A 26,812-nucleotide genomic window follows, 5' to 3' on the forward strand; every position below is an offset into this window, starting at 1 on the left:
CGTCACATCAAGGTTATCAGGAAATCATTTATTCGGATTTCGTTGAGCACGATAACCCAAGCGATGGCCGTCAACGCAAAACTGCCTGTCAGCCACCATTTGAAGCGGTCGAGCGAACCACGGCGATACGCGACGATGCCAGAGAGAAACAGCAGGGCCGTCGAACCGCCGAGCACGTAATAACTCGCGGCGGCGATCTTGCCGAATACGGCCAGCCAGCTCCCTCCCAAGCCAAGCAAAATCAAGGCCATCGGCAAGATGCAGCAGGTCGCAACGCCAAGTGCGGTAAACGATCCAAGAAAGCTTGCGCCAACAAACTTGCTCATGGTCAGCTTTCTCCGGCTTTGACGAACTCGAGCGGAAGCCGGTTCGACTTCCTCGATTTTTGCTTCGCGCGGTATGTGAAATTCGACATCATGACCGACAACATGCACCCTGTAGTAGCTACAGGTTCAAGGGAAAGGTCATCACATGATTGCGATTGGCGAAGCGGCGAGATTGACCGGTCTGTCGGTCGAGACGATCCGCTACTACGAACGGGAAGGCATAGTCGAGAAAGCCGGTCGAACCGCCTCGGGACGCCGCGCATACACGGAACGGGAAATCTCCGAGCTCAGATTCATCAAACGCTGCCGCGATCTTGGCTTTACCATTCAGGGTGCATGCGCACTTCGCGAATTGTCCAAAGCGCCCGAGCAAGCTTGTCGTGACGTCGAAGACGTCGCAACAAGACATCTCGACAACGTCAGGTCAAAAATCGCCGCCCTCCAACGGTTGGAGCAAGCACTGGCAGAACTTGTGCAGACCTGCACCGAGGGTACGGCCTCATGCCCCCTGCTAACGGCGTTGCTCAACGAGCCTATCGCCAAAGAAAAAATAAACGACACCTAATTGCAACGCCCGGAAAGGATCGAATCTGGCCAACTCAGTTTGCGGAAAGACTACAATGCGGCTCAAATCCGGCTCGCTCATCATTACCCACCCCATGCCCGAACTCTCTGCCTGTCCTCATCGCAGGCGAGAGTGACATTCCTGAATTGCTCATGGGTGACATTTGAGCTTTGCGGCTACAGATTGCGGAAGCATAAGTGAAATTATGTGAAACTTGCCCCTGCTCACAATTTTGCAAATCAAGCGGTGCACGTGGGCCGAACTCAGAGATGCCTGATCCACACGCATTGATCCCGGTTGGGTCCAAGTTCTTCGAGGATCCTTTCAGCATCCAGATTGAAGTCTTTGGCAATTTCCTGGACCTGAACCGCCTGAAAGCTATCCAAGTTCCGCACCGTTCGACCATCTTCAAAGGTGATCAACTCGTGTGATCTTCCAGACCAACGCACGATCCCGCCGCAAAGGGTCTGTCCTTCAACATCCGCAAGTTCGGCGACCGGGTCGGCAAAGAAATCGGTCCATTTAAGAATACCTGTGCTGACAGCTCTCGCCACTGCTTGTTCCGTTGTCCGGCACTTGAGTTTTGTGACGATCGAAGACGTCAAAGCATGCACCATCCTGGAGGAGAGCCCCGTCTGGCCAGCAACTACGGATGGGATCAATCCTGATGCGAGCATCTTCAGAACATCCATCTCCTGATCGGACAACGCATCCGTAGGAAAGTTGAAAACTGTATCAATCACATCGAGCGCGAGTAGATGCAGGACCTGCGCTTCGTGGCGAAGGGCAGGGAGCATACTCCCGACCAAGGCGTCCCAGTCGGATCGGCGCAGGTTGGAGGTAACCGTAAAGACACCACGCTCCCCAAACGGATTGATAACCGGAATGGATAGTCCGTGCTGACCCACACCAAATTTTCTCGCTGCATCGAATAGCGGTGCGTGTTCACGCTGATCATCAAACACAGCCCAATCAATTGGTGCGATCATTGCGGCGCCAAACCGGATGAGGGGATCGACCAGGACCATGTCGTTGTCGACGTAGTGCCTGACCCATTCGGCCGGGAACGTGGTGCAGCCGTGGACAACGTTGTGATGCTTGTCGATATGGGCGTAGGACGCATTCTCCAGTCCGAACCTCGAACAAATTTCCTGAAGGCGCGCCTCCCCGGTCTGCCTGAAATCCAGTTCAGAATTGCCAATGTCCGCGATTTTCATAGATCGTCTTTCTGTTCCGCGTTGCCGTCGAGGCCGCTTAGCAACCTAAAGCTGAACAAACCACTCGGGAATTCCCGTAGCCAATCATGCATTTGAATACAGTTCTGTTCTGGAGGCGGAAACGGAGCGAAAACCTGCCGATGAGACACATGAATTGGAGAAGCTGGCGGCTCATAACCCGGCACGGCTAAAACCCGCTGCAGTGATCTTGCGGAAGCCCGTCTTCCTCCTCTCGGGCTCTACGCGCCAAAAGCCCCATGAAACTGGAAATCAGGTTCAGTTCACCGCGCTCATCTGCGTGCACCATACCGCGCAGATATCCGCCCGGATTAACCACTGGCGGCAACCGTGGATCGCTCAGCCTCGCGTCTGTGATCAACCCGGCCAGGATTGCACCCATCACGGTCAATCGGTCAATCGCCGTACGCCAAGCCGAGGCATTGGCGCCGATCTCCGACAATCGCGACCAAACGCCGGTCTCAATCGCGTAGAGCGACGGGCTGGAATTCTGATCTCCGCCACCCGCGATATCGATATGCATGCGCAGCTCGGGTGAGGCCAGTTCATATAGGATGCGGTTATTCACCCGCGGTAGTTTTTGGGCCTTGCGCGATGCCGTATCTGTCGGATGATTGCTTTCTAAGCAATGCGGAGGGCCGTCAGGCCCGGAGCCGGAACAATCTGGTTCCGAGGCTTTTGCCGAGGACATTGAACTCTCGCCATCGGCGTTACAGGACAGAATTGTTTCTTCAATTTGGTCTTGTATATGGCACCCGAAACAAGCTTCGGGTTCACCCGAAATTTCACCGGGTTTTGCGACATGCTCTTCGATCCGGCTCCAAAGGTCGTAAGCCGCCTGAACATGTAGCTTGAGCGCCTCCAGCGTCATGTATTTCAACTTGTCGGCGCGCGGCCAGGATCGAAGTTCCTCCTTCATGCCTTCCAGACTTTCAGGAGGGCAGGGGAGTAAGAGAAGCACGGCCAGACTATGTTTCACATATCGGTAAAGCCGTGATCGATCCCCGCGCAGCTCGTCCTGTTCTTTCTTCTCGGCCTTGCTGCGCACGTCCGCATCGCGCATCTCGGGAATGAGGTTCAGGGCAGGGGTCAGGAAGAGTCCAAGCTTCTTGCGCTTACAGCGCGCGCCATTTGCGCCAAGCCTGCGTTCGATCAGACCAATCCTTTCCAGCTCACGTTCGTGATTGTGGATTGTCCGATCTGTCACGCCTCGCCCGGCAATGAGGGTTTCCTGGCGCGCGTAGCAAAAGGGTTCCTGAGACGGGTCTCGAAAAGCACATGGCGTAATCATATCGATGATGATCTCTAAGGTGCGAATACACTGGGCTGATGCGCCTCTGATCTGCGCATATCCCACGCAGAGCTGACGTAACCTGTCACGGTTCCAGCCCTCAGGAAGGCCGTTGTGAAAGCGAATATTATCGTGGTGATGGGCGGATGCGATCTGCCGAAAGCTCATGGATTTGGCCTCATTTGGCAAAGGTCAGTGTTGATATCGCGGCTTCGCGGGGCAGGGTGTTCGGAATGGTTCAACGGTCTCATGGTCTGCTTCTCATTGGGGAAGCAAGGCGGCTCGAACCTCAGCAAAAAGACACAGAAAAACCGTTCGCACAGATGCGTTTGTCCTTGTCAGTAATTTTGGAGTTTCCTATAAATCAGGTGATCAAACGTGACTTAAGAAGATCCCCGCTGAGGCCCCGCCTTGCGGGGGTTTTTGTTTCTGGGATTAAGTTTTTCCTCCGGGCCAATCGGCCTGGTTTAAAAATGCAGCTGGCGATTTTTGGTGGCATAGCCAGGAGCAACGCGTTGTACCGCAGGTCAGCACCTCAATATCGGATGAGTTCGTAGTCGCTGAACCCGAATGTGTCGGTCCACTCGACGCCAACGCCGCGGAAGTAGCTGGGAGGTTCACAGCGATTGCCCAGTGGCAGCCAGTAAGGGATTGGGGCAGGAGCGCGCTCGGACCAGCGAAAATTCGTATTATCGTCGTAGGTGCCAACCACAAGATCAAGCGAACGCTCGCAATCTCCCTCCCTTGAACGACGGCGATAGCTGTAGTGGCGCACATCCCAAACCCTGATGGATCTCACAACGTCGAAATCGGAAGAAGAAAGATCGACGCTGATCGGGGTGGCTTGGAAACCGTCACCGTATTGGCCGTGATGTGCATCGATCCTTCCTATCGAGATCGCTGCGTCTACCAGTATTGGCTTAGCGGTGTCATCCGATGGAAGCTCTGGAACTGGGCTAGCACTGGTGCGCTTGATGGCTTCCAACCGTTCCATAGGACCCAAGTCCGAGGGGCTGTGTGACGTATTCATCGGACAGCGCCAGAGTTGAAGCGGCGGTTCGACCGGGTAGGGTGTGATGCGCCGAATGAACTCCGCCTTGGCTGCGACGCAATCAGCCGAACTTGGCCAACCCCCGGCGAGGCAAAGGAATATGGCACAGTCAATTGGATAGGCACGAGCCTGCGTGGCTGGCAGTGCAGCGAGTGCAACTGCAAGGGCCTTCGCGCGAGTTCGATTTCCGGATTTTGAGTGTTTCAAGATGGTCTCTCCTGCTTGCGAATCGCCTAAGCAATATCCGGCCAATATATTTCTGACAATCCAATATCGTATATTGGCGGGTTTTCTTATATTGACGTAGATTGTGTTTTAGTCCACAACTTTTGGATGTAGAAGACGGCCCATAGGGGGTCGTCATGGCGGACAACAAGAGACAATACACTGTGGTAACCATCGAGATGGTCCGGGGCCTGAAAGAGGATCAGGTTCCCTTTACATGCCGCTACGAATTTATCGGACTCGCTTCCCTTGGACGACCTAAGTACCACTGCATTTACAGCTCGCCGAACTATGTCGGGGCCTTGTGCAAGTCGAAGATCTCTCGAGCGGGCGCTGAGCCCAGAGAGTTCGATCTTTGGCCGGGCCTCTTCAAGCATCATCAGGAATTTGGTGATGGGCGCATTCTCTGCGTCAAATCAGACTATACGATCGAGTCGATTACCCCAGAGGGTCTCGAAGCAGCTCAGGCCCTGGACGCGAAATCCAAAACCTGATCGGTCACGTTCGAGAACCCGGCTCATCAAAATGCTGGGGCAGGGCGCATGAAACGGCTCTTGTTTCTCAGCGCTGCACTCGCGTCCTTGTTCATTGCTGCAGTTTGGATTGAACCAGCTAGGAAAACAAAGACTCTCGGCGCATCCGAGGTGATTGCCGTTGACGGTGACACGATCGACCATGGTGACGACCGATACCGGCTTATTGGGTTTGATACGCCTGAGACATTCCGGGCTCAGTGCGATGCTGAGAGAGCTTTGGGTCTACGAGCCAAGGACCGGCTGACGGAGCTCATCAACTTCGCGGGCGTAATTGAACTTGAGATTGAGCTGCACTTTGACGTCCACGATCGCTTCTTGGCGCTTGGGCGCGTGTCTGGACAGAACGTCGGGGCCATCCTGATTTCTGAAGGTCTGGCGCGCCCGTACTCGGGTGGCAAGCGCCAGTCCTGGTGCGGCTGAAAGAAAGGATAAAACAACGATTTATGACAGCAGAGAGAAACGACTAAGCAATAAGCAGTCCTGCCGATTGCGCCAACAATCGACAGGACAAGAAACGCCCTTAATCCATCCGGGCATTCCTCCAACATCAAGAGAGAACTGTACTATGGTAAAAACAGTAGTCCGAGATGCCGGTCCTAGATTGGGCAGCACCGCGACAGAGTCAATGGGTGCAAACCTAGACAACGCGTCTGCACCTCCGATCCCTTAGCGCTGTCTGACGATTGAGGCGCGCGGGACATCCGAACGTTCCAGCCAAAACATCTGACTAAGAGATCCGAACCAGACATTGGTCTTTTGCGGCGCCACTGAAGGTTCAGTGCTGTGTCCCAGCACCCGATTCCCCACCGCTCAGATGACCTGAAGTCGACCCCATAATAGTAATTATGTAAAAACTACTGACCTATTTTTTGAAAGGCGGAAAGGTGATCACAGTGGCCTTCGACACTATCGAAAGCAAGATTGATCGGCGCTGGGTGCCTGCCGCCCAGAGCTTCGAGCAAGCCCGTAAGGACATTCTCACCGTAATCCGCCACCTTGCCGGAGAACGGTCAACCATCAAGCGCGGAATGCGCGAATACTGGCTGGAAAGCGATGCCCGCGCCACGGCTTTCGGAATCGCGCTCGAAATGTTCCATGTCCTCAATGATCTTGAGTATGTCCGTGCAAATCGGCTCTACAAAGCCTTGAAGTTGCACGCAGACGTTAACAAGGCGTTGGGTCCGAAAGAGCTGTTCCGCTTTGCTTCACCGGAAAAGGCCGCTGCGCTCATCCAAAGCAGCAGCCGAGCAAACTATGCCAACTCATACGCAACCCTGAAATTCGGTTGCGACCTGTCAGGCACAATCGACGCCGACACCGCGCGCGACGTTCTGAACCGGCATGAAGCCCTTTGGTTCGTTTACCCAAACGCCACCTATCACGTTCACCTGATCCGTGAGGGTGTCTGGCTGGACATCGTTATGCCGCTTGAAGTGGTCGTTGAGCTGCGCCTTGAAGTGGATTTCGCAATGCAAATCCGACAAGCGGAACTTGATGCGCAGGGAGCTTTGTCATGAACAAGCCTGCGCGCAAAGTTCTTCCTGATCGTCGGCTGGCTGAAACACGCCGCGTTGAAACTCCGCAAGGGCACACTGCCTTTGTCACCATCGGGTATGATCCGGCGTCGCCAATCAAACCCCGTGAAGTGTTCTATAGCGGCGGTTTTCGCTCTGGCAGCGACCTCGAATACCATCTGCATGATCTGTGCGTTCTGATTTCGCTGTTGCTGCAGCACGGCGTAGCAGCTTCGTTTCTGTCGCGCTCTATCGCTCGCAAGACTTCGGCCCTTGGTGGCGAAGAATACGCAAGTCTCGCAGGCTGGTTGGTGGATGCTGTCAGCATTCCGCCGTCCTGGACTGATGAGTACGTGGCCGCGACCGGCGACGAACAGAACCCCTCCAATTCCTCGCCAACTCAAGCAAAGGAGAAATCCGAATGATCGCAGCAATGCGGCCCCTTCTGCTCGTCTCCACGGCATTTGTGGCGACCGGCGCAAGCGCCCAGGTCATCGAATACGAGCCGGATGGCAGCGTGTTTCTGAACGGTGCGCGGGCAGAAATCGTCAATGGCGTCGTTCGGCCAATCCGGATGCGTGAGTACACGCTTGACGAAAAACCGGAAGCGCCGAAGGCCAAGCCACAGGAAAAGATCGAGATTGCGGGCAAGGCACCGCGGCCTCGCAGATCCTCGGGCGGCTGGTCGCAGGAGCGGATCGTCAAAGAAATCCACGCAGCGGCGGAACGCCATGACATTCCGGCCGAGTTGTTCATGGCGCTGGTCTGGCAGGAAAGCCGGTATCGGGCTGACGCTCTGTCACCCAAGGGTGCCTATGGCTTCGCACAGCTCATGCCCGGAACGGCGAAAGACCTGGGCGTGAACCCAAAGAACCCTGCAGAAAATCTCGACGGTGGTGCCCGCTATTTGGCGGCGCAGTACCGCGAGTTCGGAACCTGGAAGCTGGCGCTTGCCGCCTACAACGCCGGGCCTCACCGCGTCGTCGAATACGGCGGCGTCCCCCCCTTCACCGAAACCCGCAATTACGTGCGGATCATCCTAAGCAAAGTGAGCACTTCCTCATGAAAAGAACCCACTTCTACCAGCAGATGGCGTTTTTCGCGATCACTGCGTTCATCATCACAGCAGCGCCCGCCTCCGCTGGCTGGCTGCAAGATGCCATTGGCGATTTCATCAACGAAACGCTGGCCGACTCGAAGGTCGTTGGCGTCAGCCTTGCCGCTGTCGGCTTCATCTGGGGCTGTCTCGCCTACGTGTTCGGCTGGGGTTCGCTGAAAGGCCCGGTAATCGCTATCGTCGTCGGCGCTGTTATCGGCCTCGCTGATACATTCATCGGAGGCTGATTGATGCCGCGCCGCAATACGGTCTTTCGCGGCCTGAGCCGCCCCGCAGAATGGGGCGGCTTACCCGTGATCTATCTGCTGGTGATCCTCGGGATGACCATGCTTTCGTTCTTCATGTTCGGGATAGCGCCAGCAATCATTGCGGGTTTTGTTTTCTACACCGGGCTTCGCCTCTTTTACGAATGGGAACCGGCTTTCTTCCGCGTCCTGTCCGTAACCCTTTCCAAAACTCCGCGCACCAAAAACCGCCAGCATCATGGGGGAGATTACTATAGTGCCTAAGCCTGCTGCACAGGATTTGTGGACCCTTGCCCGCTCGTTGATCGAGCCGAGCTGGCGCAAGGATGAAATGAGCCTCTTTCAGATGTTGCCGTATGGCTATGTCGTGGACGATGAGGTCATTTCTACACGCAACGGTGGCCTCATCGCCGCTGCAGAAATCACCGGAATCAACGCAAACACGCTGGACGAAAACGAGTTCGAGTTCCTGGCCGAACGGTTTGAGCGTGTATTGCGCACGACACCCAATGAGGTGGCCTTTTATGTTCATCGACTGACCGTCCCAGCTGAGACTGGTCATGTCATCACAGATCCAACCGGCTTTGCCGGTGCAGTGGCGCAGGCCATGCGCTCAGCGTCCGTCGATGCAGAGCTGAAAGAACGCAAGATCATCATCAGCGCCATTCTGCAAAAGCGGCAGGATGAGCGGGCAAAACAGATGTTCGGCATGTCGTCTGGAACGATAGACGAGGAACGCCGCGAAATGATGGAACAGCTCGACGGTGTGTTCACAACACTGGCGGGCACGCTGGGCGAGGCCCGTATGCGCCGGCTGAAGCTCAGCGAGGGGCGTTGGCTCGGCTATTATGGAATGCTGTTGAACGGTCGGTATCAGCCGATCATTCACACGAACATTGCAGAACCCATCGCCTTCAACATGCCGCAAGAGGATGTGCTGTTTCAGGGCAAGCGCGGCAAACTGGTCACGGGCGACGATCAGGAACGCTCCATCCGTGTCTATTCCCTGAAGAATTACCCGATGGCTTCGTTCCCCGGCATTTTCGACGGGCTAGACCTGCCGGTTGATGTCGTGATTTCGCAATCCTTCCTGCCGATCAGCCGCGCCCAGGCGCAGGAAATGGAACGCCGCAAGTCGGGACAAATGCGCTCGGCAGGCGACAAGGCAAAGTCGCTTGAAGAGGATTTGTCCATTCTGGCGGACGGCATTGCCTCCGGCACCATGTCACTCGGCAAGCACCACCTGTCGATCTGCGTGTTTGGGAACGAGGAAGATCTGAAAACCGCCGAAAAACACATCATCGGTGAAATCCAGATTTCGGGCGGCACGGTCAAACGCGAAGCGATGTCGGCGCGGTCGGTGTACTTCGCGCAGCACCCCGGCAACTTCGCATTCCGTCCTCGTGAAGAACTGATCACGGACCAGAACTTTGCGGACATGGTTGCGTTCCACATGCGGCCAAAGGGTTTGGATGCGGAAAAGCTGCCCTGGCCGGGGCCATTGGCGACTTTCCCGACAACGCACGGGGACAGCTACGATGTTTCGCTGCACCTTCCCAAGACCAGTAAGGACGCCGAAAACCTGCCCTCCGGGCATACGATCGTTCTTGGACCGAACGGCTCGGGTAAAACCGTGATCGCAATGCTGCTGGCAACAATGGCGGTGGCACAGGGCGCGCGGATTATCGCTTTTGACAAAGACCGGGCAATGGAGGCTCCGATGCGGGCGCTTGGTGCGCAGTACACCCGCGTCCGAGTTGGTGAACCAACCGGCATGAACCCGTTTCAGACCGAGACGGATGAGGCTGGGCAAAGCTGGCTCGCCAACTGGGTCATTGCCCTGTTGAGCTATGACGAACCACTGACCACCGATCAAAAGGATGAAATAACGCGGGCTTGCCAAGCCAATGCCACTTTGCCGCCTGCGCTTCAGAACTTCGATTCACTGGTGGAACGGTTCAGAGCCTTTGACGATGACAAGAACCTGTACAAGCGTGCAAGTGAATGGGCTGGCGACGGGCGTTTGTCGTGGATGTTTGGCGAGGGTGGCACAGATCCTTTTGCCTCTGACGATCGGCATCTTGTGTTCGACATTTCTGAGGTTCTGGATGACGAGTTGGTCCGGTTGGCATGGATCAGCTACGTCATGCGCCAGATCGAGCGCCGTTGTGCTGCGAAAGTGCCCACTGTCTTTGTGATTGATGAAGCCTGGGTGATCGCAGGCAACCCCTACGGCGCAGAAATTCTCAAGAACGCTTACACCACATACCGGAAGCTGAACGTCATGATGATGATGATGACGCAGATCCCCGATCACATCCTGTCGTCAGCGGCAAGTAAGTCGATCCTGGAAAACACCAGCACGCAGCTCTTGTTCCCCTCCCGATCCGGCAATGAAGCAGACTACCGGGCAATCGGCTTGAACGATTCAGAGCTGGGCGCACTGAGGGCGCATTTTGGCGACCGCGTAATGCTCATGAAGAAAGGTGATGAGAGTGTTTGGCTCGATGTCGATGTCGGCGCTCTCGGCCCGCTTCTTCGTGTTTTGAGCGGATCAGACGGCAAGTCGTTCCCTGATCCTGACTGGCGACAAAACCCCAACTTCTGGAAGGAAATCACATGAAATCCCGCCTTGTAATCGCCCTTGTTGTTCTGGCCGCCGTTGCCGCCTGCACCAACACCTATTCGGGCTATCGCAGCAAATGCGCCTGTGACTTCGAACGAATGGGTCCTGCAGAATTGGAGCTGGCGTGATGGACAACTTGAAGCACATCCGCACAACCATTGCTGTTTTGGTTCTGGCCGCCCTGCCCGTCACGGCATCGGCCCAGGGTGTCCCGGTTGTTGATTCAGCGGCAATCGCACAAGACGCCGCCAATTCGGCCCGCGAAGTCGCGGAAATGGTCCGCCAGTACGAACAGCTAATGCAACAATATGAGAAGCTCGAGCAGCAGCGCGCAATGTTGGAGAACTCGTTCAAGGCCATTTCTGGTCTGACAGATTTGGACGAGTTCAACAGCCGCAGCTTTTTGAAGCTGGCAACGGCAGCTGACACGCTTGGATACGCCCTGGATGCAGCGGAGGGCGGTATCACCGGCCTGCCCGATGTCGCAGCGCAGGCAATGGAACGACGATCCATCAACCTCGGCCTGAACGATGGCATCTTGTCCGAGTTCAGCACGTCAGACGTGCCAGCCCGGCGCATTCTGTCAGAGCGAGGTGGCGCTGGCTTGATGGCGTCCGCTCTGGGCGAACAGGGCTATGACATGGCGGGCAAACTCTCCGAAGACGCCGAAAAGCTGCGCGGTGAAATCGGTCAGCAAGAAGATCTGAAGGATGCAATCGACTACAACACAGCGGTTCTTCTGAAACTCCTGCAAGTTGAAATTGAAATCTTGCGCGCAACCTCGGCCAATGCCCTGGCGTCGGGCACGGATCTGGCTGCAAACGCAGCGGACCTAAAGACGCTTAGCAATTACGCAAGAGGAGAAACCCAATGAAAAGCCGCTCCACTTTCGCCCTGATCACACTGACGGCGACGCTTTTAGCGTCGTCGGCCAGTGCTGAGGCCAGACTTCCGTTTCCCCCCAATGTTGATTGGACATTTGGGGAATATCGGACCTGTCTTGGTTATTCGGGCGTGCGAGCGTTCAAAAAACCCCTGAAGGAATACGGGGTTGAACAGCTCGCCAACGCTGGTCAGGGCGCGGATCAACAGTATGTCGTTGGCAACTGGACCGATGCCATTTTGAATGAGCAAGTGATAGCTGCTCATGAATTTGCCATAGAGCAATGCCGCCTGCGCAAAGCCGATGAAGCATTCAGCACTGAATGCCCGCTCGGTAACCTCAGCCGCGAAGCTGCAATCAAGTTGGTGGGCGCAGACCAGGGCGATTTCTGGTCGAAGCCATCCAGCGAACTCAAATCGCTCAAAGAAACGCAGCAAGAACGCTTGGAAGCGCTGCGCCCTGCAATTGAGGAGGCTTGTGGGTCGTGATTCAGGATTTCGTCAGCTCGATTGAATCAGCAATCAGCAACTTTTCTCAGCAAGCATACACCAGCCTTGCGGCGGATCTCGCATCCGCCCTCTGGGCTATTGCTGCGCTGATCTTTGTAGCGATGCTGATCAACGGCGTACTTCAGATCAGAGAAATTGGGTTTGGTGGTTATGTAGGCTGGATCATTCGGGCGACGATCATCATCGGAATGGCGTCGAGCTGGTCCTTTTTCCAACCAATCTATCAAGGCGTCCAAATCTTGCCGGACAGTATTGCCGGGGCACTCACTGGAACCACAAATGTATGGCAAGCGTTGGATGAGATTGCGCTTCAGTGTTTCTTGATGGGCCAGCAGGCCATTGAAAACGCGACCTGGGGCCTGAGCATCACCGGAGCTATTCTCTGGGTTGTTGGGGCCGTCATCGTTGCTTTTGGCACTGGCATGGCACTCATCGCAAAAGGCGGTCTGGCGGTCCTGCTGGGTCTAGCGCCTGTTTTCATTGCAACGCTGCTCAGCTCGGCCACAGCCAATATCTTCGCAGCCTGGGCGAAAACGACTGTGGGCCTCATCATGGTCATTGTCGTTCTGACAGGCATCGTTTCTCTTATTCAGGCGCTTTTCGCTTCGGAACTTGGTTCCTTGTCTGATGTTAATGACATGGAAGCCAGCGGACGTTTTCTCGCAATCTGCATCGTGGCTATCGTCATGCTCACGCAAATCCCGTCACTGGCTGGCGGCATGTCTGGCGCGATAGTTTCGGCATCCTCCGGTCTTGCTGTGGCAACCGGCGCGGTTGCAGCCGCAAGAAGTGCATTGGGCACTGCCAGCGATGGCGCAAGGGGTGCAGTAGCCGGTGGCAAAACCGCCGCCGCGATGGCTTCCGCAGCACGTGACGGGACTGGCGTTCGTGACAGCGCGTCTCGCGCAATGCAAGCGCGTCGGGACATAGCGCACAGAGCCCGAAATCAGGATGGGGCAGCTCGTCAGAGCTACGCCGCTGACCGTTACCGGCAGAGCATTCGACAAGCTCGCGCCAATAAATCTTCATAAATCGAGGTACAGAGCAAATGTCACACGTGACAGATCACGAAAAAGAACTCTTTCTGGGCGCACGCCGCGATGCCTTCAAATGGCAGGTATTCGGCATGGTCGGCATGGCAATGGGCGTGGCCTCTATGATTGGCTGGGCGATGCTCCTTCCCCTGAAGGAAATCCGCGCGGTGCCATTCTCCATTGATCCGGACACGAAACTGCCAGTCCTGCTCACTGAAAAGGTGGAAGAATTGGAACCGACGGAGGCAATGGCCTTCCGTGAAGTCGCAAATTATGTGCGCGACCGGGAAACCTATGATGTCCAGGACAATAACGAGCGCCTGAAATCGGTGCTGCGTCGTTCTGATGAGTTGGCCGAAACGTCCTACCGCGAACTGTGGGATGGGTCGAACGACAACCATCCGGACGAAATCTATACGCCCAAGACAAAGGTGCAGACCGAAATTCTGGGCGTCTCGCCGGTCAACGATGAGACGGTGCAGGTCGAGATCCGCAAGTCCCTGATCGTGCCAAACCAAGCAACGGCGACAGCCCGCTACGTGGTCACAGTGACCTACGGGTTTGAGGAGAAAATCGTGACGTCGATGGGTGAGCTTCTGGAAAATCCATTTGGCTTCGTTGTCACCAACTACCGCGTAGACACCATGGGGAACATCTGATGTTTCGGCCCTTAATAACACTCACCCGCGTCATGGCTGCAACCCTGACGCTCTCAACACCTCTGCTCGCTGAAATCACACCAACGCCAGACGGAAAGAACGCGGATCACCGCATCACGCATTTCCATTACGTCGACAACCAGGTGTACCGCATCCCTGTGGGTGAACGCCTGATTACCTATGTTCACTTTCCGCAGGGCGAAACCGTCCGCAGCATTGGTGCGGGCGACACTGAAAGTTTTCAGATCACTCGCCTGCAGGAAGGTCGCGTTATTGCGTTCAAGCCGGAAATCCTGAACTCGGATTCAAACCTGACCGTCCTGACCAATCGCGGGACATACAACTTCTATTTGGTTCCGGCCGAGAGCGCCGCCGAACGTAAGCGAGTACCGTTCCGGGTCACGTTCTATAACAAGAACAACAGCGGCGGGACCACAACGCGTCGCGGCACAGTCGCTCGGAGCGAGCCGAAGCCAACTGGCCGGTTTGTGAACCAGAACTACTCGCGCTCGGGCAAAGCGGACTTTGCGCCCACCGCCGTTTGGGATGATGGCGTTCACACTTACATGCATATCCCACAGGATGCGGAGCTGCCCGGTATCTTCCGTGTCCTGCCTGATGGACGTGAGCTGATGGTGAACACCACAGTCAAAGAGCGCGGCATTATCCAGGTGCAGGGCCTTTCAGATCTTTGGACACTGCGCATTGAGGACACTTCAATCTGTGTTCGAAACGATGGCGACGAGTTTCAGCAGGCGAGTGCAACGGGCAGGCCCGTTACTTCACAGACAGTTAAACCGGGGGGCAGCAAGTAATGAACCGCGATCAGACAATTGCAGCACGGATTGCAGCGGAGCAACCACCTCAACGTATGAGAAAGAGGTTCGAGCCCAAGAAGCTCATCGCTGTCGCTGTTGCCGGAGCGGTGTTCGTGAGTTTCGCTTGGTTCGTATTGGGCGACGAAAGCAAAGGCGGGAACACGGGCGTTCGCGTTGACGCTTTGCAACAAGGTGGTGGCGAGCGATATGGGCTTTTGACCGCACGGGGACCAGAGGTCGATGAGCCAGAACCAGAGGCTTTGCCCGAGGAAATTGCGGTGGCAACGCCCGCCTCAACTCCACAGCCGGTTGAATTCATTGGGTTTGATAAAGCCTTGAAAACCATCGAGCAACAGAATGGCCGGATTTCCGACCTGCAAGACGAGCTGACGGATGCCAAAGTTTCGCTGTCAGAAAAAGACGGTGAAATCGCAACGCTGAACCTGACCAATGAACGCCTTCAGGTCAGATATGATGAGCGAGAGAAGAAGTTCCAGACGGAACTTGCCCAGGCCATCGCAGATGCGGAGGCCCGGGCACTTGCCAGCGTAAGCCACCTTCAGGCGCAAGGTCTGACCGATGACGAGCGGCGCAGACTCGAAGAACTGAAGAAAATGCGCCAGCGGCAGAACCAGTCGGACGGCATTGTGTTCGATGAAAACCCATACGGCAGAAACTGATGGAGCTGACGATGAACAGAACAGCACTCACCCTCGCCCTGGTCACGTTGGCCTCAAGCGCGATGGCACAGGACGCACCCGGTCAAAACTACCAGCCGATCAATGGTGGATCGCAGCCGGTCATTTTCCAACCCTTCCCTGCAGCGCCGCAGCCGGTTCAAGTCCAGCCAGACGACACCCGCCTGCCTGAAGATCAACGCGGCTATCAGGAAAACCAAAACACGACATGGCAAAACAATCTGGTCGAAGAATATCCCCCCATCGTCGGGGCCTCGATCATTGACGATCCGTCGCGCACCCTGACGCAAGGCACGGTTTTGTCGGCTGTGTTCGGTGGCGCGGTCAGCTCGGAGTTGCCCGGCAGTGTCGTGGCGACGATTACACGTGGCGTCTACTCGATGGACGGCACGCGTTTGCTTCTGCCGCGCGGATCGAAGCTCTTTGGCGAGTATCGAGCGGACACGACATTGGCGCAAACGCGCATCATGATCGTTTGGAGCCGTGTCATCACGCCTGACGGCCTGTCAACTCAGGTCGGATCGGCTGGTACGGACGGTCAAGGCCGGACTGGTGCGACCGGCAGGGTGAACACACACTTTGGGAAACGGTTCGGAACTGCAGCGCTGTTGTCCATCATCGGCATTGCGCCGGTGGCACTGGTCTCTGACAACGATAGCAACAACTCGGTTCGCACTGATCTGGCAACGCAAGTGGGGTCTAACCTGCAGAACGCTACGGCAGCGGCGCTTGATGAATACCTGCGCATTACTCCGACAGTCTTTGTCGATCAGGGCAGTCGCATCAACGCCATCCTGCAGCGCGACGTTGTGTTCGATAGCTTCTGAGCGCGAGCCAATGAGCCGACCGCCTCAGCAGTCTTTCCGGCCGCTGCCAGCATGATCGAGTGCGGTAGCGGCCTTTTTTGAAGCAAATTCAGCACTTTTTGGAAGCAATGAATCTTATGTGGATGCCTTCGTGTTCGAGGCAAAGCCGAGATGCAGCGAAGGCAACCTCCAGTGTTCAAAAAAGTGCTCTACCAAGGACAAGAACATGAGCGGGCGGAACGGCAATAGCCTTCTGGAATACTATACAGGCAAGATCGAGCATCTGTTGCACGATGAAAGCCTGAGCGAAATTTCTGTGAATCCTGACGGATCGGTCTGGGTCGAAGAAATGGGCACAACACACATGACCAGGACAGACATTACTCTGAACAGAGATGATGTGGAAAACATCGGGCGCTGCGTGGCCGGATTCAGCGATGTGACATTCGGAGAAAAGAAGCCGATTGCGACGGCCAACGTGCCGACACAGCAGGGTAAAGCGCGGGTGCAGGTTGTGATTCCGCCAGCAACAACCGGCGTGGGGTCCGTGGCGATCCGCCTGCTCCGCGTGAAAACCGTCGATCTGGGCGCGTTCAGCTTCGCCAGCAAAGAGGCGGCGTTGGCAGAAAACAATGATCACAGCGCGCTTGAAAAGGCTCGGGCTGCTCTCGCTGCCGGAACAATGAACTTTGACGAGCTGGCCGACCTTGCGATGCTAAGCAAATGGAACGTGATCATTGCCGGGGGCACCTCGTCTGGCAAAACCACTGTTCTCAATGCAATGCTGAAGCGCGTCGATCCTGGCGAACGGATCGTGACGATTGAAGAAGTGGCCGAGCTGGACATCGAGCAACCCAATTCTGTCGATCTACTTGCTGACCGTTCCGAAGAAGATGGCCCTCGATCACCAACAAAGCTGCTGGAATCGGCGCTGAGGTTACGGCCTGACCGCCTCGTCTGCGGTGAAATTCGGGGCGACGACGCAAATATGTTCCTGGAACTGGTGAACACCGGCCACGATGGTTCTGTTTGTACCATGCACGCCAACTCACCAGTAGATGCCATTGGACGTATGAGCAAGATGGTGCGTCGCGGATCTCCGACCGTTCAAAAGTCAGAAGTGGTCGATGACATCCGGGCCACCATTCACATGATCGTTCACATGAAGAAAATCGGTGACGAACGGAAGGTCAACGGAGTGATCTTCCCACCCCTGATGACCGCTGATCAACTTATCTGAAGGAGAAATAGAATGAAAAAATTTGAGTATCGTAATGTCTTGATGCGGGTAGAGGAAAATGCAGGCGAGAAGTTTGCGAAGCTCGGGCAAGACGGTTGGGAAATGGTCGGCGTCGTACCTGCCGAGTTTGGCATCGTGTGCTTCTTCAAACGCGAGCTGACCGATGGCTGAGTTTCAGGATCTACCCAAAGGCAAGAAGGTCGCGATAGCCGGTACTATGGGCTTTATCGCTACCTCGGCTTGCGCGGTGTTGGTGGTCGGGCTGGCTCTCGAATACATCAACACCAGAGGCTTTCGCGGGCTGGACATCTGGGCGATCCCAGAGAAGTTCATGGCACAGCCTGCAGAGACGCAGCAGATCATGGGTCTGGTGGCGGTGGTCGCAGTGGGTGTTTTGACCTTTGCATTTGTGGCGGCTGCGCTGCGTGGTCCCTCAACGAAATACGGTGATGCGACCTTTGCAAAGGCCCCTCAGCTCGTCCAGGAAGGCTATGCGTCGGTTCTGAAGCTCAAAGACAAATTGGATAGTGAAATCGTGTTTGCCAAATTTGGTGAGCCAAAGGACAAAAACGCGATCTACTATAAGCCCGGCCCCGGTGTCCAAAAGCCGCACGCGATGTTCATTGCCCCGTCTGGTTCGGGCAAAACCAGCGGCTTTGTGATCCCGAATGTCCTGCGTTTCAATGGGTCTTGCGTCGTCCTGGACATCAAGGGCGAGATTTTCCAGACAACCGGCGCGCGTCGGGCAGCAATGGGCGATGAGGTTTTTATGTTCGACCCCGAGAACCCCGACAAAAGCCACAGCTACAACCCTCTGCGCCGCGCAGCACGTGCCGACAATCTGGACCGGCGATGGGAAGAAGTGATTCAGGTTGCAACTCAGATGTTCGACACGCCCAGCTCGTCCGCGCAGGGCTTTATGGGTGGTGTTGAAGGCATGTTCTGCGCAATGGCGATGCTGGCGATCAAAAGAAAGCGGCCATACATTTCCGAAGTCCTGCGCCTGGTCAAAACGACCAAGCAAAAGGACTATGAGAAAATGGCTGAAGAAGTTGGATATGCGCGAGCTGCAGATGAGTTTCTGAATCTTGCAGCCGAAGAATCCAAAATCCTGCGGTCAACGATTTCGGTTATGTTGAACTCCGGCCTGCAGCTCTGGCGCAACCCGTCGGTAGCAAGAGCCACGCAGGGCAATGACATCAACTTTGAAGATCTGCGTCGGCGCCCCAGCTCGATCTACTTTTCCGTGCCAGGGAAAAAGGTCAAAGAGTTCCGGACGCTCATTCGCCTGTTCTTCCTCGATCTGGTGAACACCATCGAAACTGTTGAGCCGGGCGAAGATGAGCCGTTCAAGGTTTTGATGCTGCTCGATGAGTTCCAACGCCTCGGCCATCTTGAGCGCGTTGTTGAAGCCTATGACACCATGCGATCGTTCGGGGGCAGGCTCGTGGTGATTTCGCAAACACTGTCGCGCCTACAGGACATTTATGGGCACGAGGGTGTGCGGGCGATGCTGGCAAACGCTGGAACCCAGATGTTTGCCGCCTCAGAGGATTCCGAAGTACGCGAACATGTGTCCAGGTCCATCGGGGACAAAACGGTCATAAGCAAGTCGAAGTCTCGAGCACTCGGCAAGATGGAAATGGGCAGCATATCAGAGCGTGAAGAAGGCATTCGGCTGCTCCGGCCAGAGCACGTTGGTCGTCTGCCGGAAAACGAGGTTGTGCTGATCCGCGAAGGCAAGATGCCCGTGATTGCGAACAAGATTCGATATTTCGAAGATCCTTATTTCATGCAGTTCCTTGGTGGCGACACGCCAAAGATCAAAGGGACACACCTGGATCTTGCTGAAGAGCAGGCCAAGGATACGGCAAAGGCAGTGGCTGATGCGAAACCGGCCCCTGCCCCGGTGAAAGAGGTTTCTGAAAAAGACCAGGAACTTCAGGCGGCATTTGATGCGCAGCGCACGGTCGCAAAGCGGAAAAGTCGGTCAGCGAAAGATATGGCGATGGAGAAAATGAAAGCCAAACGGGCTGAAAGTAGCGCCTTCACTTGACGGGGGTAACAGGACGCGGCCGAACCGGACCTTACTTCAATATGCAGAGAACGGCAGGAGAGAGCCCTAACCTGCTCGTGCTGCGACTTACATATATGTCCGCTTCCGTGAAGCTTACTAGAATGGCGCATTGTCAGCTTTATGCCTGCTGAGAATTGTCGTCATAGTATCGACAGCAAAAACACTCATCAAAAACCAACAGATTGACGACAGATCAAGGGAACCCCGCACGCATATAAACGATGATCTTCCAAAGGTCTTCTTCGCTCAGCGCTTCCTTGAAGGCTGGCATGTCTGTTCCGAAGCGTTCGCCGCCCTCGGAAATTGCCCAAAGAAGGTACTCGTCCCCCGACATCGGCATCTGAACGAACCATCGTAGGAGAGCGGGAGAGGGCGCGAGCGAACGTCCGGCTTCACCATCGCCCAAACCCTCAGCTCCATGACAGCTTGCGCAGTTTTCCGTATATAGCGTCTTGCCCTCCGAAACATTCTCGGGCGTTGCACGAATGGTGCTCCGAGCCCCGCGGTAGGCTGCGGGCACGTCCTCGTTCATATACGTCCAATGTCGTTGCATGCGCTGCTGCTGGCCAGGCCCCATATTGCCGTGCCCCCAACCACGCATGTGCTCAGACCTCATGTGGTTAGATCCCATTGGCCCGTGACCCCACCAATCTCCTCGTTGTTGTTGTGCGCAACCCACTGTAGCAATGGTGATAGACAGAACGCTTAAGGTAAGAGTGCGTAATCCAAGCTTCGTCATCTTCTCCTCCTTACTGTTTCCGCTCGATGAACGTCGCCTCAGGCCGCTTCGTAACTCTTGAACACCTCGGTGCTACCGTCCTTGAGGATCAAAAACACGTCGTAGGCCTCACGACGATCTTCCGGCCCCATCCCAGGGGAACCGTAGGGCATGCCAGGAACAGCAAGTCCAACAGCACTGGGTTGCTCCTCCAGCAGACGACGAATGTCTGCAACCGGCACATGCCCCTCGATCATATAGCCATCGATCTCGCCTGTGTGGCAGGACATCATTTCTTCGGGAATGCCGTTGTCCAATTTGTGGCGGACAAGCTGTGTTCCAAAGCTGCGCTCCTCGGTAATGCGAAAGCCTTCCTGCCGCAGGATGTCGATCCAAACCTGGCAACAGCCGCAGTTCGGATCCTTGAGAACACGGACGGAAGGCGTGTCTTGCGCAAACGCGGCAAATGGTACTGTGCTGGCAAAGCCAGCGGCGTAAGTCAGTACTTGGCGGCGTTTCAGGTTCATGGCGAGAGTCCTTGGTATTTCCAACTAAATTGAGCCGATTTCGTATCATTCGAGATCAAAGGTCATAATCCACGTCAAACATGCTCATGTTCGCCAACTTCCCGACGCTCGGCGAGCGCTTGGCGCACGATCTGGAAAGCAGAGGAAAGAAACAACGTTGCCATGACCGCCGCAACAATCAGGTCAGGCCAACCGCTAGCTGTGCCCCAGACGCCTAAAGCTGCAAACATAACGGCCACATTGCCAATGGCGTCATTACGCGAACATAGCCAGACAGAGCGCACATTTGCATCGCCGTCCTTGTAACGGACGAGCAAGAGAACACTTGCGAGATTGGTCATAAGAGCGAAAAAGCCAACGATGCCCATGATCTCGGCCTCCGGCACTCCGACATAGAACACCCGGTACACGGTCGATCCAAACACCCAAAGACCCATCAGCAGCAAGCTCACCCCTTTCGCCAGAGCGGCATTGGTGCGTGCACGGATTGAAGCCCCGATCACTGCCAGCGAGATACCGTAGGTCAAAGCATCCCCAAGGAAGTCTAGAGCGTCGGCCTGAAGTGCCTGAGACTTTGCATAGTGACCGGCAGTCATCTCGACGACGAACATCACCGCGTTCAGAGCAATGACAATCCACAGCCTCCTTTTGTAGTCGTCTGATACGCCGTCGAATTTGGCGTTGTGTCCGCAACATGCTGACATTGGGAAGCCCTTTTTGTATCTGTCGTGACCATAGTGTAGTGTCTCTAGTTACTAGAGGTTCAAGAGGTATTTTCATGTTTTCTATCGGGGAGCTTTCCAAGCGCACGAAGGTCAAAGTTCCGACTATCCGCTACTATGAGGAAATGGGCCTGCTTGCCGCACCAGAACGCACCGAAGGCAACCAACGGCGCTACGATGTGGCAGGGCTAGAGCGTCTCAGTTTCATCAAGCATGCACGCGATCTTGGTTTCTCAATTGAAGCGATCTCCGAATTGATTGTGCTTCAAGGCCACCCGGATCGTTCATGCCAAGCCGCAACGGACATCGCCGTCTCACAACTTTCCGAAGTAAGAGCAAAGATCAAACGACTACGGGCTCTTGAAAAAGAGCTGGTTCGGATTTCGAAGGGCTGTGATGACGAAGGAGTGTCAGAGAACTGCTATGTGCTCGCGTCTCTTGCCGATCATAAACTCTGTCACCACGATCACTAAACTATGAGCGGACATTGCTTTAGTCCCAGCGAAAGACTGTTTTGTCCGCTTCTTGCCTATTCAAACGTGGTGCAGCGAATGCCCGGAATGTCCAAGGACAAGAGTCCGTCCCAATCGGAACAGACCCCACATTACTCCAACCCGGTGGTCTCGCTGTTCCCGGCAACACATTCACCGGCGCGAACAATCATCTATCATGTCCTCCGTGGTTAAAGACTGTGTCCATCATACTCATGGACGTGGGTAGCCTGTTCGCGGGTATGGGCAATCTCTTGCACCACGGCGGCAATCTTGCTGGATGAAACTTGGTGCAGCTCACCAACAACGGCCTCCGCGCGCTCGTAGCTGTCCGGAACGCCTTGGCTGTTGAAATGGGCGGCAGCGGTGGAAATGTCCGCGTCTTTCCAAGTCGCCGTTGTGCCGATTGAAACGCTGTCATGATCGTTGTAGCGGGCCAGGAACTTGCTTCCGTCGAGACCGAAGCTGTGCGCGGTCGCCACAATGTCATCACGCACAGCCAGCCATTTTTCGGCTTCCGTGGGGTCCAGGTTGTCCAACTCGGCCGCATTCATGGATGTGGTGTAGCTGTCATCAGCCAAAGTGTATGCCTGCAGGTCGGTGTCATATGGGCGCAGTTCGGCAACATCGCCTTTCAACTCCCCGATCTGAACGTCCATTGCGGCACGCAAGTGTGGATCTTCGACCTCTCGTGCAAGAGCCTCCATGTTCTCGATGGAGTTCACGATGTCCTTGGTCTGCTGCTCGTAGTTCTCAAAGATGGCCTCCCCCAAAGCGGATTGCATATACTGAACATAGCGATCACCGGGCGACTGGTAGTCGTCGGACTCCTGAAAATCCTTGTCACCACTCAGATCCGCAAGGGACGAATAGTAAGGGTGATACAGATCGTATTCCTGAGCATCACTCATGTGCTGAGAAACCAAAGCCTGCATATCGTTCAGATCAACCGGCTCCCCTGACCGCTCCGCAGCTTCAAATTCGATTTTGAATTCTTCGACCAGATCTTGTTGCGCAGTATGTTCGTCAACACGGCGGTTGGCCTGGTCCTCGATGTCGAAGCTGTTTGAGGCGATGGCTGCACGATCAAAGCCCATCGCCTGCTGTTCTTTCCTGATGATGTCGATCTGCTCTGAAACGCGATCTTCACGCGGGGCGGATTGATCAAATCTGGAATAGGGTGCGAAGTGTTCGACTTCGTTCAAAAGATAGTCTGTACGCGAAACCATAGTTTTTCCTTTGCGAGTTGATGGAAAACTCTGTGATGGGTCTGCCTGGGGCGTTGGCGCGCGCATCAGGCAGACCGGTTAAAGTCCTTACAAGCTGTGCCCGTCATCGTCACCGCGCCCCTGCAAGAGCGGGTGCGTTGCGTGGGCGTGAACGTCTGAAAGTTCTTCTGAGATTGCGATGATCCTGGAAGACGCAAGCTGGTGCAGCTCGTCAACAACGGCCTCAGCGCGGTCGTGGCTGTCGGGTAATCCTTGCGCCTGGAAGTGGGCCGCGGCGGTCGAAATGTCGTCGCTGCGCCATCCCATTGTTGTACCCAGGGTGACGTTCTGATGATCGCCAAAGCGGGCAACGAACGCCTCGCCATCGAGGCCGTAGCTGCTGGCCGTGTCGGTGACTTCTTTGCGGATCGCTGCCCACTTGCCGGCCTCTGAATAATCCAAGACATCCATTTCGGCAGTGCCCATTCCCATCATCGTTGAATAGCGGCGGTCCTCGATGATGAAGGCTTGAAGGTCCGGATCGTTGGTGCGCAGGTCCGCAACGTCGCCCTTCAACTCGCCAATTTGAATATCCATAGCGACACGCAGATGAGGGTCGTCAACCTCACGGGCCAGCCCTTCCATCTTGTCGATGGATTGCAGCAATTCTTTGGTCTGAGTCTGGAAGTCCTCATAGGCCCCCTTGCCCAAGGTGTCCTGTATATAGACCTCGTACCGGCGTGCTGCCGGGGCATAATCAGCGGACGACTGGAACGCCTTGTCATCGACAATATCAGCAAGGGCAGACAGATACGGATGGCTCTGTTCGTTGTCCCGAACGTCGCTGATATGGGCAACAACCTGAGCCTTCAGCTCGGGTGCGATTGTTTCCTCAGAACCGCCTAATTCGATGTGTCGCCGCAAGTTGCTCATGACTTCGGGCGACACATAAGACGGGTCTCCTGGCTCGCCGTAATCATCAAAATGATGGGCTTGATCCAGCAGATGTTCCATTCTCGATACCATAGGTTCCTCACTTTCAACGAGTTGGATGGCAAACTCTTCGATCCGGTCTTTGACAGCGTTGGCGCGCTCATCAAACAGATCCGACATTCTTGCGATGGAGAGTGTCATCACATCACCGGCCATGTCGCGGGCCGTAACTTCAACCTCCGGAGTGCTTTCAACAACAGACAGTCCGGCCTGAACCTTCCACGTGTCGGTCTCAACTTCCTGCCGCAAACCGCGCTCAAGGCGGGTCGTTGCGGTCAGCTCAATTCCGTATCCTTCGGCAACCTCAACCTGGATAGAGCGCTGAACGTCGATGTTCATGTCGCTGCTCATACCCATAGCCAACCACTGCCCATGTTCCACGCCTCGGTTATTCACAACGATGTGGACATGGGGGTTGTCAGTGTCGTTGTGGAACACGGTCAGATAGTCCCAGGTATCGCCAAAATCACCGCTCCCAAACAGGCGATCCGCGAAGTCCAAACCGGCCTCATGCGCGGCATCCGGATAGGTGCCTTCGGGAAAAGAAACGATCATGTGACGGGTATAACCATAGTTGGTTTTCCCGTTGAAATCCTCGGCCCAGGTCTCGATCAGATCACTCACCTGATCGGCATCGAGCGGGGTCACACCATTGTCGCGGATGTCCAACACGCCCTCTGCCCTGACGGTCAGGTAATTGATCTGGCGGCGCAGCTCATGCGCTTTTTTCACCCCACCTTTGCGGACGTGTTTCACAACCGCCTCGGGCTTTCCAACCACAGCACCAAGCCGCGCCTTGATGGATGAGGCCCGCGAGATCATGAACTTCATGCGCTTGGCGGTTTGCAGCTGCTGGCTGATCTGCTTGGACCGATCGATACCCTTCTGCGCTTCCCGGAAGGCTAGCTCCAGAAAGTCCCCTGCCGTCAAATTGTGAGCCGCGACGTTCATGCTTCAGATGTCCTCTCATCGTCGCGCAAGATTCGGCGAATGGCGGAGTCTGGCTCTCGGTTTCGGCGGGCCGCGGTGATCAGCGCCTTCAGGTCTTGCCGGTGCTGGATGATCGCACGATGGAGGTTTTCGACATCGCGCCGGTCGTCATCGGTCCAGATCACCGAACCGCGTTTGGCCGATTTTGCGAGCTGATTGAGGTTGGTGTATCCACCCTGAACCTGCCGCAAGTGCGTCTGCCAGAGATCGACAACGGCCGGGTCAGGATCGAGATACCCGATCAGACGATAGATCAGTCGTTGGATGATCTGGTTGCGGCTCTTGGCCCCAAGCGACTGCACGGCCTCCTCCAAACGCACCAACGCATCTGACGGCAATCGAACGGAAAAGACAGTGGTGTCGCCGGGCTTGCTCAATGTATACCTCTGGTTGTTTTTATGACTTGTAACACAACTACCTTATCCTGTCATACTCTCCAAGAGGAAACCGGGGGTGATTTTAGAAATCCGTATTTTCTCAAATTGCCCCCGGAACAGTTTTGCTCTTGGAGGCAATCTCCACGCCGGGAAAAGGGTCCTGCCCCTTTTCCAGCCAGCAGGCGTGGGTGCCGGTGGACCGGCGCAGGGCAATCACGCAAAGCGGGAGCTGCCCGAACAGCGCCCGTCACATACCGGCACGTTCAAGGTCAGTATGGCATTTTCCGCGCGCCTCAGCGCGCTCAATGTCCCGCCGCTTTCGCGGCGGGTGTGGCAGGGTTGTCTGCTGCCGCATTGGGGCAGGTCGGCACCCCTGCCCGGTCTTAGGACCGCGCGCCACCTGTGGCGCATATGTGGTCCGGCCTGCGGCCGGAGCAGAAGAAAGGGCGGCTTGCGCCGCCCTGCCCTCCCGTCATTCGGTGACGGGATCGTCATCGGTGCGCTTCGGGAAGGCCACCATCTCAACGCCAGGGAACATGCTGTGCTTGACCTGGATCGAGGTGATGGTGCCGGTCTCATCGGTATTGACGAAGAGCACCCCGCATCGATCCCAGAATGTCTTGCCTTCTTTTTCACCGGTCTTGACGCTCAGTTTCAGAGTTTGAGTTGCCATTGTTTGATCCTCGCTATGGCGTGTTTCGATGAACAAGGGAAAAGCGGGCATCAAGGGGATGTCAGCAGGGAATTTGATCCGCGCGGAATGCGCCGCAGGCGCAGGGGACATTCCTTGTTGAAGCGCGGCGCCCGGCCCGGGCGCCGCGCGTCTTCCCCGACTGCCCGCTTATGTTCATCCCTTCAGAAACACCGCAGCCGAGGATCTTCTCCGGCAACGTACTTGAAACTGTCAGACCTGGTGAAAGGCAAGGCTTTCTGGGATCGCTGCGCGCGGAACATCTGAACAAAACGATGTCTTTGATGGCGGCAACATCACCTCGATCCGACACAGGCGCGGCGCTCAGTTCTAAGTTGGGGGTTGCCCTTCTGGGTCGGTATGACCGTCGTCGCAAAGGATGAAGAATGACGGACGGTGCAAACCGCCCTATCCAACTGGCGGAGGCCAAAGACCGGACGGTCCGGCCCTGGTCCGTGCTTGTGCGGATCAGGTAAACAGCCGGACTCAATTTGGATTGGCGGGTTCGGTAGGACGCCCCGGTAATCCGCAAGAACTCTCTCAAGCGCTGTCGCGGGGCGAGACCGGCGCACGGGCAGATACAGTGATGAGTACGCCAAGAAAAAGGCCCACCGAAGCGGGCCACGAGTTTAACCAAAGG

At 55.7% G+C, this 26,812-nt stretch carries 32 protein-coding genes; 21 read left to right on the top strand and 11 right to left on the bottom strand.

Going from position 1 to position 26,812, the window contains the following annotated elements; translation table 11 throughout:
- Positions 1-2 precede the first annotated feature (2 nt).
- A complete protein-coding gene (locus I9182_RS17605; protein ID WP_170418031.1) occupies positions 3-326 on the bottom strand; it encodes a hypothetical protein in 324 nt (107 codons plus the stop codon).
- 145 nt (positions 327-471) lie between these two features.
- Here I9182_RS17605 and I9182_RS17610 point away from each other — a divergent pair, with 145 nt between their 5' ends.
- Positions 472-891 (top strand): MerR family transcriptional regulator, encoded by a 420-nt coding sequence (locus I9182_RS17610; RefSeq protein WP_170417953.1) that lies wholly within the window; start codon positions 472-474, stop codon positions 889-891.
- Between the two features lie 263 nt (positions 892-1,154).
- Here I9182_RS17610 and I9182_RS17615 read toward each other — a convergent pair whose 3' ends face one another.
- The 3 genes from I9182_RS17615 to I9182_RS17625 all read right to left on the bottom strand — a co-directional run bounded on the left by I9182_RS17615 (position 1,155) and on the right by I9182_RS17625 (position 4,447).
- Positions 1,155-2,108 (bottom strand): LuxR family transcriptional regulator, encoded by a 954-nt coding sequence (locus I9182_RS17615; protein WP_170417956.1) that lies wholly within the window; start codon positions 2,106-2,108, stop codon positions 1,155-1,157.
- A 187-nt stretch (positions 2,109-2,295) separates the two neighbouring features.
- A complete protein-coding gene (locus I9182_RS17620) occupies positions 2,296-3,585 on the bottom strand; it encodes a helix-turn-helix domain-containing protein (RefSeq protein ID WP_170417959.1) in 1,290 nt (429 codons plus the stop codon).
- A 367-nt stretch (positions 3,586-3,952) separates the two neighbouring features.
- Positions 3,953-4,447, bottom strand: coding sequence for a hypothetical protein (locus I9182_RS17625; RefSeq protein ID WP_170417962.1), 495 nt, complete (start codon positions 4,445-4,447; stop codon positions 3,953-3,955).
- A gap of 383 nt (positions 4,448-4,830) precedes the next feature.
- Between I9182_RS17625 and I9182_RS17630 the strand changes: the two genes are divergently transcribed.
- The 19 genes from I9182_RS17630 (at position 4,831) to I9182_RS17715 (ending at position 19,434) form a co-directional block, all read left to right on the top strand.
- A complete protein-coding gene (locus tag I9182_RS17630) occupies positions 4,831-5,187 on the top strand; it encodes a hypothetical protein (protein ID WP_142638830.1) in 357 nt (118 codons plus the stop codon).
- Between the two features lie 48 nt (positions 5,188-5,235).
- Positions 5,236-5,649, top strand: a complete 414-nt coding sequence (locus tag I9182_RS17635) for a thermonuclease family protein (protein ID WP_170417964.1) — start codon at positions 5,236-5,238, stop codon at positions 5,647-5,649.
- Positions 5,650-6,113: 464 nt separating this feature from the next.
- Positions 6,114-6,746, top strand: coding sequence for a hypothetical protein (locus I9182_RS17640; RefSeq protein WP_170686497.1), 633 nt, complete (start codon positions 6,114-6,116; stop codon positions 6,744-6,746).
- Positions 6,743-7,168 (top strand): hypothetical protein, encoded by a 426-nt coding sequence (locus I9182_RS17645; RefSeq protein ID WP_152460687.1) that lies wholly within the window; start codon positions 6,743-6,745, stop codon positions 7,166-7,168. The genes I9182_RS17640 and I9182_RS17645 overlap by 4 nt, the downstream gene beginning before the upstream one ends.
- Positions 7,165-7,809 (top strand): lytic transglycosylase domain-containing protein, encoded by a 645-nt coding sequence (locus I9182_RS17650; protein WP_152460686.1) that lies wholly within the window; start codon positions 7,165-7,167, stop codon positions 7,807-7,809. Before I9182_RS17645 ends, I9182_RS17650 begins: the two co-directional genes overlap by 4 nt.
- Complete coding sequence (locus I9182_RS17655) at positions 7,806-8,087, top strand: hypothetical protein (protein ID WP_152460685.1); 282 nt, start codon at positions 7,806-7,808, stop codon at positions 8,085-8,087. The genes I9182_RS17650 and I9182_RS17655 overlap by 4 nt, the downstream gene beginning before the upstream one ends.
- Before the next feature lie 3 nt (positions 8,088-8,090).
- On the top strand, positions 8,091-8,369 hold the full coding sequence (locus I9182_RS17660; protein WP_152460684.1) for a VirB3 family type IV secretion system protein: 279 nt from the start codon (positions 8,091-8,093) through the stop codon (positions 8,367-8,369).
- Positions 8,362-10,728, top strand: coding sequence for a hypothetical protein (locus I9182_RS17665; protein WP_170666374.1), 2,367 nt, complete (start codon positions 8,362-8,364; stop codon positions 10,726-10,728). The genes I9182_RS17660 and I9182_RS17665 overlap by 8 nt, the downstream gene beginning before the upstream one ends.
- Positions 10,725-10,859, top strand: coding sequence for a hypothetical protein (locus tag I9182_RS20560; protein WP_256368715.1), 135 nt, complete (start codon positions 10,725-10,727; stop codon positions 10,857-10,859). The genes I9182_RS17665 and I9182_RS20560 overlap by 4 nt, the downstream gene beginning before the upstream one ends.
- Positions 10,859-11,605 carry a type IV secretion system protein gene (locus tag I9182_RS17670; protein WP_170666370.1) on the top strand — a complete coding sequence of 249 codons (747 nt, stop codon included), beginning with the start codon at positions 10,859-10,861 and terminating at the stop codon, positions 11,603-11,605. The genes I9182_RS20560 and I9182_RS17670 overlap by 1 nt, the downstream gene beginning before the upstream one ends.
- Positions 11,602-12,102 carry a hypothetical protein gene (locus tag I9182_RS17675; RefSeq protein WP_170666366.1) on the top strand — a complete coding sequence of 167 codons (501 nt, stop codon included), beginning with the start codon at positions 11,602-11,604 and terminating at the stop codon, positions 12,100-12,102. The genes I9182_RS17670 and I9182_RS17675 overlap by 4 nt, the downstream gene beginning before the upstream one ends.
- Complete coding sequence (locus I9182_RS17680) at positions 12,099-13,154, top strand: type IV secretion system protein (protein ID WP_170666362.1); 1,056 nt, start codon at positions 12,099-12,101, stop codon at positions 13,152-13,154. The genes I9182_RS17675 and I9182_RS17680 overlap by 4 nt, the downstream gene beginning before the upstream one ends.
- 26 nt (positions 13,155-13,180) lie before the next feature.
- On the top strand, positions 13,181-13,816 hold the full coding sequence (locus I9182_RS17685; RefSeq protein WP_170667822.1) for a type IV secretion system protein: 636 nt from the start codon (positions 13,181-13,183) through the stop codon (positions 13,814-13,816).
- Positions 13,816-14,631, top strand: a complete 816-nt coding sequence (locus tag I9182_RS17690; protein WP_170666357.1) for a TrbG/VirB9 family P-type conjugative transfer protein — start codon at positions 13,816-13,818, stop codon at positions 14,629-14,631. Before I9182_RS17685 ends, I9182_RS17690 begins: the two co-directional genes overlap by 1 nt.
- Before the next feature lie 56 nt (positions 14,632-14,687).
- On the top strand, positions 14,688-15,314 hold the full coding sequence (locus tag I9182_RS17695; RefSeq protein ID WP_170666354.1) for a hypothetical protein: 627 nt from the start codon (positions 14,688-14,690) through the stop codon (positions 15,312-15,314).
- Between the two features lie 11 nt (positions 15,315-15,325).
- A complete protein-coding gene (locus tag I9182_RS17700; protein ID WP_170575215.1) occupies positions 15,326-16,159 on the top strand; it encodes a TrbI/VirB10 family protein in 834 nt (277 codons plus the stop codon).
- Positions 16,160-16,364: 205 nt separating this feature from the next.
- Entirely contained in the window at positions 16,365-17,378 is a 1,014-nt protein-coding gene (locus tag I9182_RS17705; RefSeq protein ID WP_152460675.1) for an ATPase, T2SS/T4P/T4SS family, read from the top strand.
- Positions 17,379-17,390: 12 nt separating this feature from the next.
- A complete protein-coding gene (locus tag I9182_RS17710; RefSeq protein WP_152460674.1) occupies positions 17,391-17,549 on the top strand; it encodes a DUF4177 domain-containing protein in 159 nt (52 codons plus the stop codon).
- Positions 17,542-19,434, top strand: coding sequence for a type IV secretory system conjugative DNA transfer family protein (locus I9182_RS17715; RefSeq protein WP_152460673.1), 1,893 nt, complete (start codon positions 17,542-17,544; stop codon positions 19,432-19,434). The genes I9182_RS17710 and I9182_RS17715 overlap by 8 nt, the downstream gene beginning before the upstream one ends.
- A 214-nt stretch (positions 19,435-19,648) precedes the next feature.
- Here the strand turns inward: I9182_RS17715 and I9182_RS17720 are convergent, their stop codons facing one another.
- The 3 genes from I9182_RS17720 to I9182_RS17730 form a co-directional block, all read right to left on the bottom strand.
- A complete protein-coding gene (locus tag I9182_RS17720) occupies positions 19,649-20,008 on the bottom strand; it encodes a cytochrome c (protein WP_170418003.1) in 360 nt (119 codons plus the stop codon).
- 224 nt (positions 20,009-20,232) lie between these two features.
- Complete coding sequence (locus I9182_RS17725) at positions 20,233-20,700, bottom strand: DUF411 domain-containing protein (protein WP_170417767.1); 468 nt, start codon at positions 20,698-20,700, stop codon at positions 20,233-20,235.
- Positions 20,701-20,774: 74 nt separating this feature from the next.
- Positions 20,775-21,404: a cation diffusion facilitator family transporter gene (locus tag I9182_RS17730; RefSeq protein ID WP_170417770.1), complete on the bottom strand. Its 630-nt coding sequence runs from the start codon at positions 21,402-21,404 to the stop codon at positions 20,775-20,777.
- A 74-nt stretch (positions 21,405-21,478) separates the two neighbouring features.
- On the opposite strand from I9182_RS17730, the gene I9182_RS17735 reads away from it, so the two are divergent.
- Positions 21,479-21,895: a helix-turn-helix domain-containing protein gene (locus tag I9182_RS17735; protein ID WP_170417773.1), complete on the top strand. Its 417-nt coding sequence runs from the start codon at positions 21,479-21,481 to the stop codon at positions 21,893-21,895.
- Between the two features lie 209 nt (positions 21,896-22,104).
- Here I9182_RS17735 and I9182_RS17740 read toward each other — a convergent pair whose 3' ends face one another.
- The 4 genes from I9182_RS17740 to I9182_RS17755 form a co-directional block, all read right to left on the bottom strand.
- Positions 22,105-23,142, bottom strand: a complete 1,038-nt coding sequence (locus I9182_RS17740) for a hypothetical protein (RefSeq protein WP_170417776.1) — start codon at positions 23,140-23,142, stop codon at positions 22,105-22,107.
- An 87-nt stretch (positions 23,143-23,229) separates the two neighbouring features.
- Positions 23,230-25,065, bottom strand: a complete 1,836-nt coding sequence (locus tag I9182_RS17745; protein WP_170417779.1) for a relaxase/mobilization nuclease domain-containing protein — start codon at positions 25,063-25,065, stop codon at positions 23,230-23,232.
- Positions 25,062-25,481 (bottom strand): hypothetical protein, encoded by a 420-nt coding sequence (locus I9182_RS17750; protein ID WP_170417782.1) that lies wholly within the window; start codon positions 25,479-25,481, stop codon positions 25,062-25,064. The genes I9182_RS17745 and I9182_RS17750 overlap by 4 nt, the downstream gene beginning before the upstream one ends.
- 472 nt (positions 25,482-25,953) lie before the next feature.
- Positions 25,954-26,154 carry a hypothetical protein gene (locus tag I9182_RS17755; protein ID WP_170417785.1) on the bottom strand — a complete coding sequence of 67 codons (201 nt, stop codon included), beginning with the start codon at positions 26,152-26,154 and terminating at the stop codon, positions 25,954-25,956.
- Between the last annotated feature and the right edge of the window lie 658 nt (positions 26,155-26,812).

It is taken from the genome of Ruegeria sp. HKCCSP351, from assembly GCF_017872535.1.
In the GTDB taxonomy this organism is placed as follows: Bacteria; Pseudomonadota; Alphaproteobacteria; order Rhodobacterales; family Rhodobacteraceae; genus Ruegeria.